General features: G+C 72.0%; 11 protein-coding genes. 3 read left to right on the top strand and 8 right to left on the bottom strand.

The window, feature by feature from the left end:
• Positions 1-11 precede the first annotated feature (11 nt).
• The 5 genes from ACH442_RS37805 to ACH442_RS37785 form a co-directional block, all read right to left on the bottom strand.
• Positions 12-1,190, bottom strand: a complete 1,179-nt coding sequence (locus ACH442_RS37805) for a MarP family serine protease (RefSeq protein ID WP_396342902.1) — start codon at positions 1,188-1,190, stop codon at positions 12-14.
• A gap of 27 nt (positions 1,191-1,217) precedes the next feature.
• On the bottom strand, positions 1,218-1,928 hold the full coding sequence (locus tag ACH442_RS37800) for an NUDIX hydrolase (protein ID WP_396342901.1): 711 nt from the start codon (positions 1,926-1,928) through the stop codon (positions 1,218-1,220).
• Positions 1,929-1,992: 64 nt separating this feature from the next.
• Positions 1,993-2,694 (bottom strand): TlpA family protein disulfide reductase, encoded by a 702-nt coding sequence (locus tag ACH442_RS37795; RefSeq protein ID WP_396342900.1) that lies wholly within the window; start codon positions 2,692-2,694, stop codon positions 1,993-1,995.
• Positions 2,691-3,473, bottom strand: a complete 783-nt coding sequence (gene nth / locus ACH442_RS37790) for an endonuclease III (RefSeq protein WP_396342955.1) — start codon at positions 3,471-3,473, stop codon at positions 2,691-2,693. Before nth ends, ACH442_RS37795 begins: the two co-directional genes overlap by 4 nt.
• 87 nt (positions 3,474-3,560) lie before the next feature.
• On the bottom strand, positions 3,561-4,658 hold the full coding sequence (locus tag ACH442_RS37785) for a CapA family protein (protein ID WP_396342899.1): 1,098 nt from the start codon (positions 4,656-4,658) through the stop codon (positions 3,561-3,563).
• 310 nt (positions 4,659-4,968) lie between these two features.
• Between ACH442_RS37785 and ACH442_RS37780 the strand changes: the two genes are divergently transcribed.
• The 3 genes from ACH442_RS37780 (at position 4,969) to ACH442_RS37770 (ending at position 9,235) form a co-directional block, all read left to right on the top strand.
• A complete protein-coding gene (locus tag ACH442_RS37780) occupies positions 4,969-5,646 on the top strand; it encodes a Crp/Fnr family transcriptional regulator (RefSeq protein ID WP_014447921.1) in 678 nt (225 codons plus the stop codon).
• 203 nt (positions 5,647-5,849) lie between these two features.
• Positions 5,850-7,220 carry a carboxyl transferase domain-containing protein gene (locus ACH442_RS37775; RefSeq protein ID WP_396342898.1) on the top strand — a complete coding sequence of 457 codons (1,371 nt, stop codon included), beginning with the start codon at positions 5,850-5,852 and terminating at the stop codon, positions 7,218-7,220.
• An 11-nt stretch (positions 7,221-7,231) separates the two neighbouring features.
• Entirely contained in the window at positions 7,232-9,235 is a 2,004-nt protein-coding gene (locus ACH442_RS37770; protein WP_396342897.1) for a biotin carboxylase N-terminal domain-containing protein, read from the top strand.
• A gap of 517 nt (positions 9,236-9,752) precedes the next feature.
• Here the strand turns inward: ACH442_RS37770 and ACH442_RS37765 are convergent.
• Genes ACH442_RS37765 through ACH442_RS37755 form a run of 3 tightly spaced genes read right to left on the bottom strand, consistent with a single transcriptional unit; the run spans position 9,753 to position 15,161 of the window.
• The gene (locus ACH442_RS37765; protein ID WP_396342896.1) at positions 9,753-10,730 is read right to left on the bottom strand and encodes a serine/threonine-protein kinase; all 978 of its coding nucleotides are present in this window, start codon (positions 10,728-10,730) and stop codon (positions 9,753-9,755) included.
• A gap of 31 nt (positions 10,731-10,761) precedes the next feature.
• A complete protein-coding gene (locus tag ACH442_RS37760) occupies positions 10,762-14,361 on the bottom strand; it encodes an adenylate/guanylate cyclase domain-containing protein (RefSeq protein WP_396342895.1) in 3,600 nt (1,199 codons plus the stop codon).
• The gene (locus ACH442_RS37755) at positions 14,358-15,161 is read right to left on the bottom strand and encodes an MBL fold metallo-hydrolase (protein ID WP_396342894.1); all 804 of its coding nucleotides are present in this window, start codon (positions 15,159-15,161) and stop codon (positions 14,358-14,360) included. The genes ACH442_RS37760 and ACH442_RS37755 overlap by 4 nt, the downstream gene beginning before the upstream one ends.
• Positions 15,162-15,194 lie beyond the last annotated feature (33 nt).

Genomic DNA, 15,194 nt, shown 5'->3' with positions numbered 1-15,194 from the left:
AGTGGCCCGGGTCAGGCGCACTCGCCGGTCTTGACGGCCTGCGTGCTCGCGCGGCCCAGCTTCGCGATGGGTGCCGCCTCGGCCGCGGTCAGGGCGAACCCCACGTTCTTGTCGTCGGCCGCCGCCGCGAAGATCACGCCGAGGACTTCGCCGTCGGGTGCGATCAGCGGGCCGCCGGAGTTGCCGCTGCGGACCAGCGACTTGATCGTGTAGATCTCCCGGGTCACGTCGCCCGACTCGTAGATGTCCGGCCCGGTGATGTCACCGACGTCACGGACCCGGGCGGACTGCGCGTTGTACGGCCCGTCCTGCGGGTAGCCGAGGACGATCGCGCTGGCCCCGGACGCCGCTTTCTTCGTGACGAACGGCATGACCGGCGCTTTGAGGCCGGGCACCCGGATCACCGCGAGGTCGCGTTTCGGGTCGTAGACCACGACCGTGCCCTCGATCTGCCCCTTCGTGGTCTCGACGACCACGTCACGGGTGCCGGCCACCACGTGCGCGTTGGTCATGACGCGCTCGTCGGCGTAGACGAAACCGGTGCCCTCGATCCGCCGGGAGCAGCTGGGCGCGGCGCCGAGCACCTTGAGGACGGACTGCTTCGAGGTCTGCACGATCTTCGAGTTGCGCAGGGCCGGGTCCGGCTCGGCGACCTCTTTCGCCTGGGTGCGGGCCAGCCCGCCGAAGACGTCGGGGAAGCCGTTGGTGTCGAGGGTCTCGCGGAGCGCCGAGGAGAGGGCCTGCGCCTGCTCCGGCATCAGCCCATTGATGCCGCCGAGGATCGCGCTGCTCCGGACCGCCTTGTTGATGCCGGGGAACGGGGTGGAGCCCATCGGCACGGCGACCAGCCAGGCCGCCAGCAGGACCGCGACGACCGACACGACCGCGCCACCGGCGTCGTCGAGATGCTGCAGGGGCCGGTTGAAGATGGCCTTGCGCAGGCTGGTGCCGAGCCAGCCGGCCAGGGTCTGACCGAGAACGGCCAGGGCGAGAATCACGGCCAGGGCGACGATCATGCGGACCGTGCCGTCGGCGAACTGCTTGGCCAGCAGTGGGCCGAGCTGAAGACCGATCAGGACCCCGCTGAAGAATCCGCCGAGGGACAACGCCCCGATCACGAATCCCTGGCGGTATCCGCTGATCGCGAACAGCAGCATCAGCACGATCAGGATGACATCGACCACGGGCACTCACTCAACATAGAAGTCAGACGCACGTCACGGCACCACCTCGTCGGGGGCACCGCCGCGCGCCGCCGGCACCGGGGCCTCGGCGTCGGGCAGGTCGACGACGCGTCCCGGCTCCCAGGGCCGCGCCCAGCCTGCCATGTCCAGCAGAACCGAGATCACCCCCGCCGTGAAACCCCAGACGAGCAGTCCGCGGACCTGGAAGGCCGGTCCGATCCAGCCGCTCGGGTGTCGCACCCGGATACGGTTCGCAGGGTCGGCGAGTTCACTGATCGGCAATCGGGCCACGTGCGCGACCTCGGTGAGCTGCCGCGGCCGGACCGGGTGCGGGTGCCGCCACCAGGCCAGAACCGGGTTGACGGTGAACCGGCTGACCGGGATCCACAGTTCCGGCAGCAGGGCGAGGGCCTCGGCGCTGGACGGGTCGAGCCCGACCTCCTCGTCGGCCTCGCGCAGCGCGGTGGCGATCGCGTCGGCGTCCTCCGGGTCGGTGGCTCCGCCGGGGAACGCGGGCTGACCGGCGTGGTTCCGCATCGTCGCGGCGCGTTGCAGGATCAGCAGGTCGGGCCCGTCGGCGCTCTCCCCGAGCAGCACGAGCACCGCGCTGGACCGTCCGTTCGTGCCGGCCGGTTTGCGCAGGACGCTGAAATCCTCGCTGCGGCACTCGGCGACGCGGCTGAGCAGTGGCTCGAACCAGGACGGCAGGTCATCGGGCCGTTCCAGCACCACGCCCCGGCTCATGCCACCCGCCTCAACGACAAAGATCCGATTTCCTGCGTACGCGACCAGGCCGCCACCCGCGAGCTCACAACGTCACCGACAGCCCGGCGTGCTCCCGCAGGAGCTGGGTCAGATCGGTGGCGTCCATCGCGTACCGGTGCAGGTAGGACTTCCCGGACGCGTCGACGAAGATCGTGGTGGGCAGGTTGACCACTTTGAGTTCGGTGATCGCCGTGCGGTCGGGGTCGTAGAGCGTCGGCAGGGTGACGCCGTGATCGGATCCGAACGAGGCGGCCGCCGCGCGGCTGTCGCCGGTGTCGAGACCGAGGACGGTCAGTTTCCCGGCGGTGCGGTCGGCGAGTTTCTGGATGAGCGGCAGCTCCTCGCGGCACGGGCCGCAGGACGACGCCCAGACGTTGATCACGGCAGGGCCGCGCAGGGTGCGCAGGTTCACCGGATCGCCCCCAGCGAAGCAGGCGACCGAAATGGCCGGCAGATCGGTCAGGCCGGCGACGGCGGCGGTTCCGGAAGCAGCAGCGGCGGAGGCAGCCGTCCCGGAGGCAGCGACCCCGCCGGGAGCACCGGAGGCTGTGGCCGCGGAGGCACCGGTCCCAGGGGCCGCCGCTGCAGAAGCATCGGCCCCGACGCCGGCGCCCGCGCCCACCGCACCGGACGCGGCGGCGCAGGCCAGGAACGGCGACGGCGTTTCCGGCTCCCCCGACTGAACAGCCGCGGTGCACCCCGCCAGCAGCAGCACGCCCGCGGCGAGCGGCACGAGAGCCCTCACGGCTCCTCCGGCGCGAGGACGGCCGACGCCGGCACCAGCTCCGGATCGACCCCGGCCGCCACGGCCAGCTCACGAGCGCGGGGCCCCTTGAGCAGTTTCGCCGCGGGCGCCGCCTCGGTCGGCCCGGTCCCGAACGACGGGCAGGACGCCGCCAGCGTGCAGGCCCCGCAGGCCGGCTTACGCGCGTGGCACACCCGCCGCCCGTGGAAGATCACCCGGTGCGACAGCATCGTCCAGTCGCGTTTCTCGATCAGGTCGGCGACCAGGAACTCGATCTTGACGGGGTCGTCCTCCGACACCCAGCCGAACCGGTTGGTCAGGCGACGGAAGTGGGTGTCGACGGTGATCCCGGGGACGTCGAACGCGTTGCCCAGGATCACGTTCGCCGTCTTGCGCCCGATGCCCGGCAGCTTGACGAGCGCGTCGAGTTTCCGGGGCAGCTCACCACCGTACGAAGCAATGAGGGTTTGACCTAGATTGATCAGCGAATTGGTCTTGGCGCGGAAGAACCCGGTGGGCCGGAGGATCGCCTCCATCTCGGCGCGGTCGGCGGACGCGTAATCCTCGGCCGACCGGTATTTCCGGAAGAGGACCGGCGTCACCTGGTTGACCCGGACGTCGGTGGTCTGTGCGGAGAGGATCGTCGCCACGGCCAGCTCCAGCGGCGTGGTGAAGTCGAGCTCGCAGTGCGCGTCCGGATGCGTGTCGGCGAGCACGCGGGCCATCTTCCTGGCCCGGCGCTTGCGCCCGATCGGCGTCTCGCCGGCGAAGCGCTTCATCGACCGCTCCAGCACGGCCGGCCCGGGGTCGGCGGGCGAGGTGCGGGGACGGGTCACCGGTAAAGAGTACGTCGGCGCGTGCAAACCTCACGCGGACGGCTTGATCGTCCCGTCGTCGGAGATCGCCGCCCCGGTCGTCGGGAAGTCCGCCTTCGTCAGCGTGGTGACCAGCTCCCGCCCGTGCTCCTCGGAGGTGTCGCGGGTGGGCAGGCCGGAGCTGTTGAGACAGGTGGCGACGAACTTGCCGCCCGCGTACGTCCCGTCGGCCTTCAGCGTCACGCGCAGGATCCCGGCGTACTTGAGGATGCCGTCCTTGGACAGGGTGTGCCCGCCGCCGGCGAAGTTCCCGAGGCTGTACGCGATCAGCTTGCCCTTGTAGAACTCCATGCCCCGCAGCACGTGCGGCCCGTGCCCGATGACCAGGTCGGCGCCCGCGTCGATCACGGTGTGACTGAACTTGATCGGATCGCCACGGTTCTCTCCGAGGTAGTTCTCGGTGCCCGGCTTGACGTGGTTGCGCTCCGAACCCTCGGCGCCCATGTGGGCCTGGACCACGACCAGGTCGGCTTCCTGCTTGGCCTGTCTGACGAGGTCACGGGCGTGGGTCAGGTCGTTCAGGTTGTTGGAGCCCGCGTACGGCGCGAACCCGATCACCGCGACCTTGACGCCCTTGACCTCGACCGTGGTGATCAGGTCCTCGGCGCCGGTGTACTTGAGCCCGGCCCCCTTGAGCGCCGTGATGGTGTTGCGGTTGCCGGCCGCGCCGAAGTCCTTGGCGTGGTTGTTCGCCAGGTTCATCAGCTGGAAGCCGCCGTCGGAGAGGTGCCCGGCATAGGAGGGCGGGGAGCGGAACGCGAAGCAGCCCGAGCGGGCCGGTCGGCCGCACTTGGAGGCACCGGTGTCCTCGGTCAGCGGCTGTTCCAGGTTGCCCATCACCAGATCGGACGCGAGGTCCTTGCGCACGCCGTCGAAGAATCCGTCACCGTTCTTCGGGGGCAGCCCGCTCGGCGCACTGGCCATCATGATGTCGCCGGTCGCCGAAAATGTCAGGGATTCGACTGTTGCCGACTCCTCGCGGGCCGATGCGGTCTTTCCCGGAACGGCTGCGGCGGCGGTTGCGGCACTGGCCGCGGCCGGCGTGGAATGCCAGCTCGCGTCGGCCTCGTCACCCTCGCTGACCAGCATGATTCCACCCACGGCCGCACCCGCGACAACGACGCCGACGAGCGTGATATATAGGGCATAACGCCCAGAAGCGCTTTTGCGGTCGGACCCAGGGTGCGAATTCATCGACCGGGAGGATACCGTCGGCTCGCAAGCGGGAGTGACCGACGAAAGTGCCGTCCCGATATGCCGGAACCGTCGAATTGTCACCGCCGGTTACGGCAAATCTGGTTACCGTCCAGTATCTGGATCAAGGGGTGGGCGCCCGTTTCCCGCCCGCGTGCGCCTAGACTGATCGAGCGCAGACGTTGCGCGTTTCGGAGGTGCGGCGATGGATGAGGTACTGGCGCGCAGCGGAATCTTCCAGGGCGTTGACCCGGAAGCCGCAGAGGCGCTCGCCAAGGAGATGGACACGATCGAAGTCCGCAAGGGCGACGTGGTCTTCAACGAGGGCGAGGCCGGCGACAGCCTGTATATCGTTCTGTCCGGGAAGATCAAGCTCGGTCGCCGGGCGGCGGACGGGCGGCAGAACCTCGTCTCCATCATGGGGCCGTCGGACATGCTCGGTGAGCTCTCGCTCTTCGACCCGGGGCCGCGCACCGCGACGGCCACCGCGGTGACCGACAGCCGGCTCGCCCGGCTGAAGAAGTCGTCGCTGCGCCCGTGGCTGAACAACCGGCCGGAGATCGCCGAGCAGTTGCTGCGCGTACTGGCCCGTCGCCTGCGGCGCACCAACGACGCGCTCGCCGACCTGATCTTCACGGACGTGCCCGGCCGGGTGGCGAAGAACCTGCTGCAGATGGCCGGCCGGTTCGGCACCCGGGACGGTGGTGTGCTGCGCGTCACGCATGACCTGACGCAGGAGGAGCTGGCCCAGCTGGTCGGCGCGTCCCGCGAGACGGTGAACAAGGCGCTCGCCGACTTCGCCTCCCGCGCGTGGCTGCGGCTGGACGGTAAGAGCGTCATCATTCTCGATCCCGAGCGTCTCGCTCGGCGCGCTCGGGTCTGACCCTTCGTCACAAGGGGCTGTCCACACGGGCAGCCCCTTAAACGTGCTTGATCCACTCTTCCTGGTGACCGGGCCCAGAACCCGTGATCCGTGTCGCGCCCGCACAGCCGCTCGTTACGGAGGTGGCCGAGAGGCACCGGCGTGACAGGGAAGGGCGCGGCATTGAACGCAGGTAGGCGCGTAGCGCGCATCGGGGTGTCGACGTGACCGTCCTCGACACCACGCTGGACCCGCGCGACCCCGCATACCTGGAGGGTCGCGGCAGCACCCTGCAGTGGCTCGCCGCGCTGGAGGCCGCCCTCGACGAGGCGCGCGCCGGCGGCGGCGAGAAGTGGGTGACCCGGCACCACGCGCGCGGCAAACTGCTCCCCCGGGAGCGGATCGAGATGCTGCTCGACCAGGACAGCCCGTTCCTCGAGCTGTCCCCGGTGGCGGCCCGCGGCTCGGAGTTCCCGGTCGGCGCGAGCGTCGTCACCGGCATCGGCGCCGTGGAGGGCGTCGAGTGCGTGGTGATCGCGAACGATCCGACCGTGGCCGGGGGCGCGGTCAACCCGTACACCGCGGAGAAGATCCGCCGGGCCGCCCGGATCGCCTCGGAGAACCGGCTACCGCTGGTCAACCTGGTCGAGTCGTCGGGTGAGGCGGCCCCGGCCGGGAGCATCGCGCGGGAGTTGAGCCGGCTCACCGCGGACCGGGTGCCGACCGTGTGCGTGGTTTTCGGGACCACGAGCGGGGACGCGGCGTACCTACCGGCGCTCTCCGACTACACGATCGTGGTGCGCGGTCACGCGAAGGTGCTGACCATCCACCCGCAACGCAGCGGCGTCGAGGTGCGGGCCACCCCGGTGGTGCCGGCCGGTCCGCCCGGGCCCGCCGACCAGCTGGCCGAGGACGAGCGGGACGGGCTGCGGCTGGCCCGTCAGTGCGTACGCCGATTCAACTGGCGCAAACAAGGTCCCTCGCCCCGGACGACGTGCCCGCGCGCCCCCCGCTACGACACCGAGGCGCTGCTGAGCCTGGCCGCGGCCGGCCCCACCGGGTTCGACGCGCGCGAGGTGCTGGCCCGCATCCTGGACGACTCCGACTTCGACGAGTTCAAGCCCGGTCAGGGCAGCGTGCTCGTGGCCGGCTGGGGTGAGCTGCACGGATACCCGATCGGGGTGCTGGCCAGCCCCGGCGTCTGGCTCTCCCCGGCGGAGTCCCGCAAAGCCGTGCACTTCCTGCAGCTGGCCAATGCGACGGCCACCCCGGTCCTGTTCCTGCGCCACCCCGGAGAGATCAAGAAGAGCGACGAGACCGACGTACGCCACGACGCCCCCCTGGTCCACGCGGTCGCCAAGTCGACCGTGCCGCACCTGGTCCTCACCATCGGACCGGAGCACCCCGGCCCGCCGGACCGCGCCGACCGCCCCCGCTTCCAGTTCAGCTGGCCGCGTCCCTCGGCGGAGCCCGCCGCGGCCGACGACGGCGTCATCGACCCCCGCGACACCCGTACGGTCCTCGGCCTCTGCCTCTCCGCAGTGCACAGCGCCGCCGTGGCGGGTGCCGAACACGTCGGCGTGTTCCGACCTTGAAAGGTAGACCAGTGATCCGACGACTCTTGGTGGCCGACCGTGGTGAGATCGCCCGCCGGGTGTTCGCCACCTGCCGTCTGGTCGGCATCGAGACGGTCGCCGTCTACTCGGACGTCGACACCGACGCCCCGCACGTCAACGAGGCCGACTACGCCGTCCACCTGGAGGGCAGCACCCGGGCCACGACGTACCTGGAACAGCACGCGCTGATCGCGGCGGCCAAACGGGCCGGGGCGAACGCCGTGCACCCCGGCAACGGGTCGCTGGCCGAGGACCCGGAGTTCGCCGCCGCGGTCACCGACGCCGGGATGATCTGGGTCGGCCCGCCGGCCGCGACCCTGCGCACCCTGCACCGCAAGTCCGAGACGAAGAAGCTGGTCGCCGAGGCGAAGGTGCCGGTGCTGCCGACCTTCACCGACCCGGCCACCGTGCCCGGGTTCCCGGTGCTGATCAAACCGGACGCCGGCATCGGGGGCGCCGGCATGCGAGTCGTCCGGGACGCGTCGACGCTGGCCGAGGCGGTCGGCGTGGCCCGGCGTGAGGTCGACGGTGACGTGTTCTGCGAGCCGTACGTCCCCAACGTCCGGCACATCGAGGTCCCGATCCTGGCCGACGCGATGGGCGCGGTCGTGCCGTTCGGCGAGCGCGAATGCTCGGTGCAGCGGCGCTACCAGAAGATCGTCGAGGAGACGCCGTCACCGGCGGTCGACGCGGCACTGCGCGAGGACCTGTGCCGGGCGGCGATCGTCGCGGTCCGGGCGCTCGGCTTCGTCGGGGCCGGGGCGGTCGAGTTCCTGCTCGACGCGGACGGGGACTTCTGGTTCCTGGAACTCACCCCGACCCTGCAGACCGATCACGCGGTCACCGAGTGCACCTCCGGCTACGACCTGGTCCGGCTCCAACTACTGATCGCCGAGGGTGGGAGCCTGCCGATGCCCGGGCCGCCGCCGATCCGCGGGCACGCCATCGAGGTGCGGATCTGCGCGGAAGACCCGGCCTACGCGTGGCTGCCGTCGGCCGGCACCCTGCACCGGTTCGCGGTGCCCGACGTGGCCGGCGCGTTCCGCCCGCTGCCGCAGCCCGGCCTGCGCCTGGACTCCGGGGTCGCCGACGGCTCGGTCACCGGGCCGCACCACGACCCGATGCTGGCCAAGCTGGTCGCCTGGGCGCCGTCCCGGCAGGAGGCGGCGCGGATGCTGGCGTCCGCGCTGGCCCGCGCCCAGCTCCACGGCGTGGTGACCAACCGTGACCTGCTGGTCCGCACGCTGCGGCACCACTCGTTCCGGTCCGGCGACATCGACACCGGCTTCCTCGACCGGCACCCCGAGGTGTTCGCGCCGCTGCTCTCCTCGGTCGACGCGGTCCGGCTCTCCTGCCTGGCCTCCGCGCTGGCCGGGGCGGCCGACCGCCGGGCCGGAGCCCCGGTGCTCGGCACGCTGCCGTCCGGCTGGCGCAACGTCCCGTCCGGCTCGCAGACCGCGGTCTACGACGGCCCGACCGGCCCGGTCGAGGTCGGCTACCGGATGAACCGGCACGGCGAGCTCGCCGGCTGGTGGGTCCGCCCGGTCGACCCCGAGGAACTGGACCTGGCCGGTCTCGGTCAGGCGCCGGTCGACGAGCACCCGCCGATCACGGTGGTCTCGGCCAGCCGCGAGCGAGTCGTCCTCAACGTCCAGGGCATCCGCCTGGCCGTCCTGGTGCACCGCGTCGGTGACGTCTCGTACGTGGACAGCCCCGAAGGTTCGGTCACTTTGCGTGAGATCCCGCGCTTTCCGCTGCCCGCTCCCGAGGCGGCCGAGAGTTCGCTGATCGCGCCGCTGCCGGGTGCGGTCCGGCGCGTCCTGGTGGTCCCGGGCCAGCGGGTTCGTGCCGGTGAGCTGCTGCTCACACTGGAGGCGATGAAGCTCGAACACCCGGTGCACGCGCCGTCAGCCGGCGTCGTGGCGTCCCTGCCGGTCCATCCTGGCGCCGAGGTCGACACCGGGGAGTTACTCGCCGTACTCGACCCCGAGTAACTTCACATTCTTCATTGCCTATGTCCGCCGGGGTACAGACCGTCGCTCCCGCGGGGACCCTTCCGGGCCTCGCAGGGCCGCGGGCGGCCCAGAACGCGAGACCCGAAAGGGCGATGTCCGTGGTCGGTCCCAGTCAGAGCAAGACCCCCGCCCACGTGCGCCCGCTGCCCGAGACGTCTCGCGCGTCGAAGACTGCGGCCGCGCCGCTTCCGCCGGCTGGGCTGGGGGCGCGAGCCTCGTGCCCGACCGGCCAGTTGCGCGGCTCACGGTTCCGGGGGCGTGCTGCGGCCGGGACCCGCCGCGGAGGTCGCGGACTACCGGCGGCGGAACTGCGCGGCCTGCTCAAGCGCGTGGGCAGGTCTGCTGCCCTGACCGTGCCCACCCACGGAGGCCGCCCTGGAGGGCGGAGCGCTCTGGGCGCCCCGCGCCCTGCTCGGCCCGGAAGGGTCCCCGCGGGAGCGGCGGAGAAGGACCACAGCGGACCCAGGACCTGAAGATCTTGAAGTTGATCTTCAGATCACCAGCTGAACCACTTCGCGAAGAACCCCTTGCGGTCGGTGCTGACCGTCGGCGTCTCGTCCAGGGTCGGCGTCGTCGGCGGGATCGGCCGTGGCCGCGGCGCCGCATACGTCGAGGTGGAGCGGTAGACGTTGGGCGGCGGCGCGGTCGGGTCCAGGTGCAGGCTGTTCAGTTCCTGCAGCAGGTCCTGCGCGGAGGGCCGCCCACGCGGATCGTTGTGCATGCCGCGGCGCAGGATCTCGATGAACGCGCGCGGCACCCCGGGCAGTTCCGGGATGGGCCGCAGGAACAGGTCCATCAGGGTGATCAGACTCGGACTGCGGTCGGACTCCCAGCGCGGCGGACGGCCACTCATCACGGCGTAGAGCGTCGCGCACAGCGAGTAGACGTCGGCGGCGCCGGACGGCTGCTCATGGCGGAACATCTCGGGCGGCGCGTAGGCCGGCGTCAGCACTTCGAGGGTGACCGACGAGTCGCGCATCTCACCGAGCACGGCGAGACCGAAGTCGGCCAGCACCGCCTGGTTGAACTGCGAGTAGAGGATGTTGGCCGGCTTCACGTCGCGGTGCAGCACCCCGTTGGCGTGGGTGTGCACGAGCGCGTCGGCGATCTTCACGCCGACGTCGCGCGCCTCGGCCGCGGTGAGCGGCTTGACCCGCATGCGGTCCAGGTACGACCCGTCGCAGAGCTCCATGATCAGGTACGGATGCTGGTCGACCGTCACGCCCACGTCGAACAGATCGACGACGTGCGGGTGCGAGGACATCCGCCCCGCGGCCCGGGCCTCGCGCAGGAACCGGGCCTGGTCCCGCGCGTTGTCGAGGGTCCGGTTCTCCATCTTGATCGCGACTTCGCGGCCGACGGAATCCTGGGTGGCCCGGTAAACGGTCGCGTATCCCCCACGGGCCATGACCGACAAGCCGGACATGCCCGGGACATATGGCACGGGCAGGGCGCCAGGCGGTGTCTCCGTCACGGCTTAGAAAATACGCCAGCGGACGCGGAGATCATCCAGGCACGTCAGACGCGTAGGCGACAGTTTCCGCCGGAGCGGCCTCGACCTCGGTCACTGCGAGCGTGTCGCGCAGTTCCTCGGCCGCGGCACGCTCGCTGGCCTGCTCGGTGGAACAGGCCAGACGGACCGCGTCCTCGGCGGCGGCACGCGCCTCCACGTACCGATCGGCGGCGGCCAGCACCCGGGCCCGGACCATCGAGGCCACCACCCCGCTGCGGACATCCTCGGCCGGCACCTCGCGGGCCCGGTCGATCCAGGTCTGCGCCTCGCCGACGCGACCCTCGGCAAGCAGGGCGGACGCGTACGACGCGAGCGCGTGCCGCCGCGAGAACAGCAGCGACGGCGCCGACGTGTCACTCGCGATCGGCGCCAGCAACCCGATCGCGGTCGCCGCATCCCCGGCCCGGGTCCGCGCCTCGGCGAGCAGCACCCGCGGCCCGACCTGGGCCGGCGCCAGCGCGTTGTGCGGCTCGACGGCGGTCATCACCCGGCGCGCGGCTGCCTCGGCCGTGGCCAGGTCGCCGAGCTGCATGGCGACGAACCCGTGCAGCGTGCCGGCCATGCCGATCAGCAGCGGATGACCGGTCCGGTCGGCGAACCAGAGCGCGTCACCGAGCAGGTCGGCCGCGTGGTCGAACTCGCCCAGCCCGCGTGCGATCACCCCGCGCACCACCATCGCCAGCCCGCAGCCCCAGTCGTCGGAGACCTCCTGGAACTCCCGGTACGCCCGGCGGGCCTGACTGTCGGCGGCGCCCAGGTCACCCAGCTCGGCGGCGGCGTAGGCCTCGACGACCCGCAGCGTGCCGACCGCCCAGCCCTCGCCGACCCGGTCACCGAAGGGCAGGAAGATCCGGGCCAGCCGGCGCGCCTCCTGCAGCCGCCCGGCCAGCAGCCGGGCGAACGCCGTCGTCCCGCGCAGCCAGGACCGGCCGACCGGGTCGCCGAGCTCGGCGAAGAGCCGCGCGGCCCGGCCCAGCACCGCGTCGGTGCCGGCGAAGTCGCCCCGGGTGGTGGTCACCCAGGCCAGGTTCTGCAGGGCCCAGGCCTGGCCGTGCCGGTCACCGGCGGCCAGCGTCACCTGGTAGGCCGCGGCGAACCGGCTGCTCGCCTGGCTCAGCCGCCCGTTGAGGAAGTCGGCCATGCCGAGCCGGCGCATCGCGTTGGCGCGTTCCGGCAGCAGTTGCGCCTCGGTCGCCACCTCCAGCGCCTCCTGCCAGGCGGCGACCGCGCGGCCACCCTCGCCCAGCGCCTCGTGCGCGCGACCGACCACGATCAGCGCCTCGGCGCGGGAGACCGGGTCGTCGGCGGCGCTCTTGGTGATCTTCTCCCCGGAGGCCAGCGCTTCCTCGGCCCGGCCCAGGCGCAGCAGCGCGCGGGCCAGCACCAGCTGATCCGGCAGCGGCAGGTCGCCGTGGGCCAGGACGGTCGCGCGCTCCGCGTACTCGATGGCGGCGGCCGGCTCGATGTTGGCCAGCGCCCGGCGGGCCATCCGCCCGAGAGCGGCCACGCCCAGGGCGACGACCTCGCGGGCCGAGGCGTCCGGCCGCAGGCGCACGGCGTCGGCCAGCTCGATCGCGGCCTCGGCGTGGGTGGCCACGAACGCGTCGCGCTCGTTGTCGGTCAGGTTCAGCCGGGACGCGCCGTCGGCGTGCCGCCCGACGGTCTCCGGCGCGGCCCAGGTCGCCAGGTAGGCGTGCCGCTCGGCCAGGTCGGCCTTACCGATTCCCGCGTACGCCGCCTCGCGCATCAGTGGCGTCGTGAACTGGAACCCACCCCGGCTGCGGTGGATCATGCGCCGTTGCAGCAGCTCGTCGACCGCCGGTTCGAGCTCCTCACCGGGCGCGCGTCGTTCCTGCAACGCCTCGAGGACCCCGGTCGGCACGGTCGTCCCGGCCACCGACGCGTCCCGCAGCACCGACCGCGGCTCGGGTGCCAGCGCGTCGATGCGCGCCGCGAGCACCGCCGCCAGGTCCCGCGAGAGCAGCTGACTGCCGAGCGAGCCGGCCGCGAGCTGCCACTTGCCGGCCGCGTTCGCCCCGATGGCCGGGGTCAGCGCGCCGCGCTCCATCAGCAACGTGACCATCTCGGCCAGGTAGAACGGGTTGCCCTGGGCGGTGGCGAGCATCCGGTCGGTGTCCGGCTGCGGCAGTTTCCCACCGCTGAGGTACGACGTGAGCAGCCGCGACGCGTCCGCCCCGCGCAGCGGCGGCAGGTTGTGCACCTCGGCGTCGGCGACCCGGGTCAGCGCGCCGGTGCGGACCAGTTCCGGCCGCCCGAGCAGCAGCACCACGACCGGGCCTTCGAGCAGCGACAGCGTGCTGCCGAGCGCGTCGACGGTGGTGGCGGTGGCGTCGTGCAGGTCGTCCACGATCACCATCAGCGGGGTGGTCGTGGCCATCGCGTTCAACAGGTCGGCAACCGCGACCGAGATGGCCTCGGCGTCGACCCGTTTGGCGCTGCGGGGCCAGTCCGCCGGGGCGGCCGGGCCGCTCGGGTTGACCGGGGCCTCGCCGTACCCGAGCAGGACCAGCAGCCGGTCGATGTCGAGGGTCACGCCGAGCCGCTGGGCGACCTTGCGCAGCCGCTCCTCGACGACCGTGCGGCCGACCGTGGTCACCACGTCCTTGGGCAGACCGGCGGCTTTGCGGACCAGGTCGGCCAGGGGCGCGTAGCGCCGGCGCTCGCCGAACGCGCGGCACCGCACGCGCAGCACGCGGGCGCCGTGCCCGGCATAGGGCCCGGTGCCCACCTCGTAACCCGCGGCGAGCCGTTTCACCTCGCCGGCGAAGCGGGACTTGCCGATGCCGGCCTCGGCCGTCATCACCAGCACCCGGGGCGTGCCCGAGTCGATCGCCTCGGCCAGCCGCCCGGACACCCGGCCCAGCTCCGTCTCCCGGCCCACGAACGGCGCCTCGTCGCCCAGACCCGACCGGGTGCCGGGCGCGTCGTGCAGGCCGAGCAACTCGTACGTCGGGACCGGCTCGCGCTTGCCCTTGAGCCGCAGCGGACGCAACTGCCGCCAAGAGGCGACGTGCCGGGTGCCGTTGCTGGTGCGCTCACCGGCGTAGACCGTGCCGACCGCGGCGGCGTCGGCCAGCCGGGCGGCCGTGTTCACGGTGTCGCCGATGACGGTGTATTCGATGCCGGCCTGCATGCCGGCGACCACCTCGCCGGTGTTCAGCCCGACGCGCAGGCCCAGCGGGGCACCACCACCACGCTCGTCGTCGAGCACCCGGCGGACCGCGCGCTGCATGCTCAGCGCGGCGCGGACCGCCCGCTCGGCGTCGTCCTCGTGGGCGACCGGGGCGCCGAAGACCGCCATGATCCCGTCGCCGGTCAGCTTGTCGACGTGCCCGCCGAACGTCTTCACCGCGCCGGCCAGCGCGGCGAGGACCCGGTCGGTGACCGCGCCGACCCGCTCCGGGTCGAGGTCCTCGGACCAGGAGGTGAAGTCGGAGAGGTCGCCGAAGAGCACGGTGACGATCCGCCGCTCGGCGGCGGGCAGGGTCGCGGCGGTGGGTAACGCGGAACCGCAGTGGTGGCAGAAGCGCGCACCGGGGACGGCGACGGTCCCACACACAGGGCAGGTCACAGCCGGTCCAAACCGTCGGCCCCCGCCGCTGATTCCCGTAACAGGTGATCGATCTGCGCGGCCGCCGACCATTGCGCCGCGAACCGCACCCGCGGGTCGATGTCCGGGTAGACCACGTCGACCACCGCCTCCGGTGTCCGCGCGCCGGCCGCCATAGCGGCTCTGACCTGCGCGAGCCGTTCCCTCCGGTGGGTCAGGTACTCCTCGGCGAGGGCGGCGGTGTCGCTGCGGGCCGGCCCGTGACCGGGCAACATCACAACTTGCCCGTACGTCTTCAGCAGCGCGAGACTCGCCAGATAGTCACTCAAGTTCCCGTCGGGCGCGGCCACCACCGTCGTGCCGCGGCCCAGGATCGTGTCGCCGGTGAACATCACGCGCTCGCCCTCACACTCGACGAGGAAGCACACCGAATCACCGGTGTGTCCGGGAGTGTTCAGGACATGTATTTCGAGTCCGTTTTCCCCCGGGATCGTGCTCGGGTCGAACGGCGCACCGAGAATGGGGACACCGCCGAGCAACTCGGCGAGCCGCGCGGCCCCCTCCACGTGATCATGGTGACCATGCGTGATCAGGATGGACCGGAACGGGCCGTGCTCGGCGATCCGGCGCAGATGCCCCTCGTCCAGCGGGCCGGGGTCGATCACGAAGGCGTGCTCCGCCCCGGGCGCCCGCAGGATCCACGTGTTCGTGCCGTCCAGGGTCATCGGGCCCGGGTTGGGAGCGCGCAACAGCGACACCCAACCCGGCAGCCGGTCGGCAGGATCACGATCCGAAGCCGACGCGGGCTCAGCACCCCCCATGCCGAGAATCGTACGTCGCGATTCCGGCGTGAG

Source organism: Actinoplanes sp. NPDC020271, assembly GCF_044388125.1.
GTDB lineage: Bacteria > Actinomycetota > Actinomycetes > Mycobacteriales > Micromonosporaceae > Actinoplanes.
Note: the sequence above shows the minus strand (reverse complement) of the source record. Positions and strands in the feature narration are given on the sequence as shown.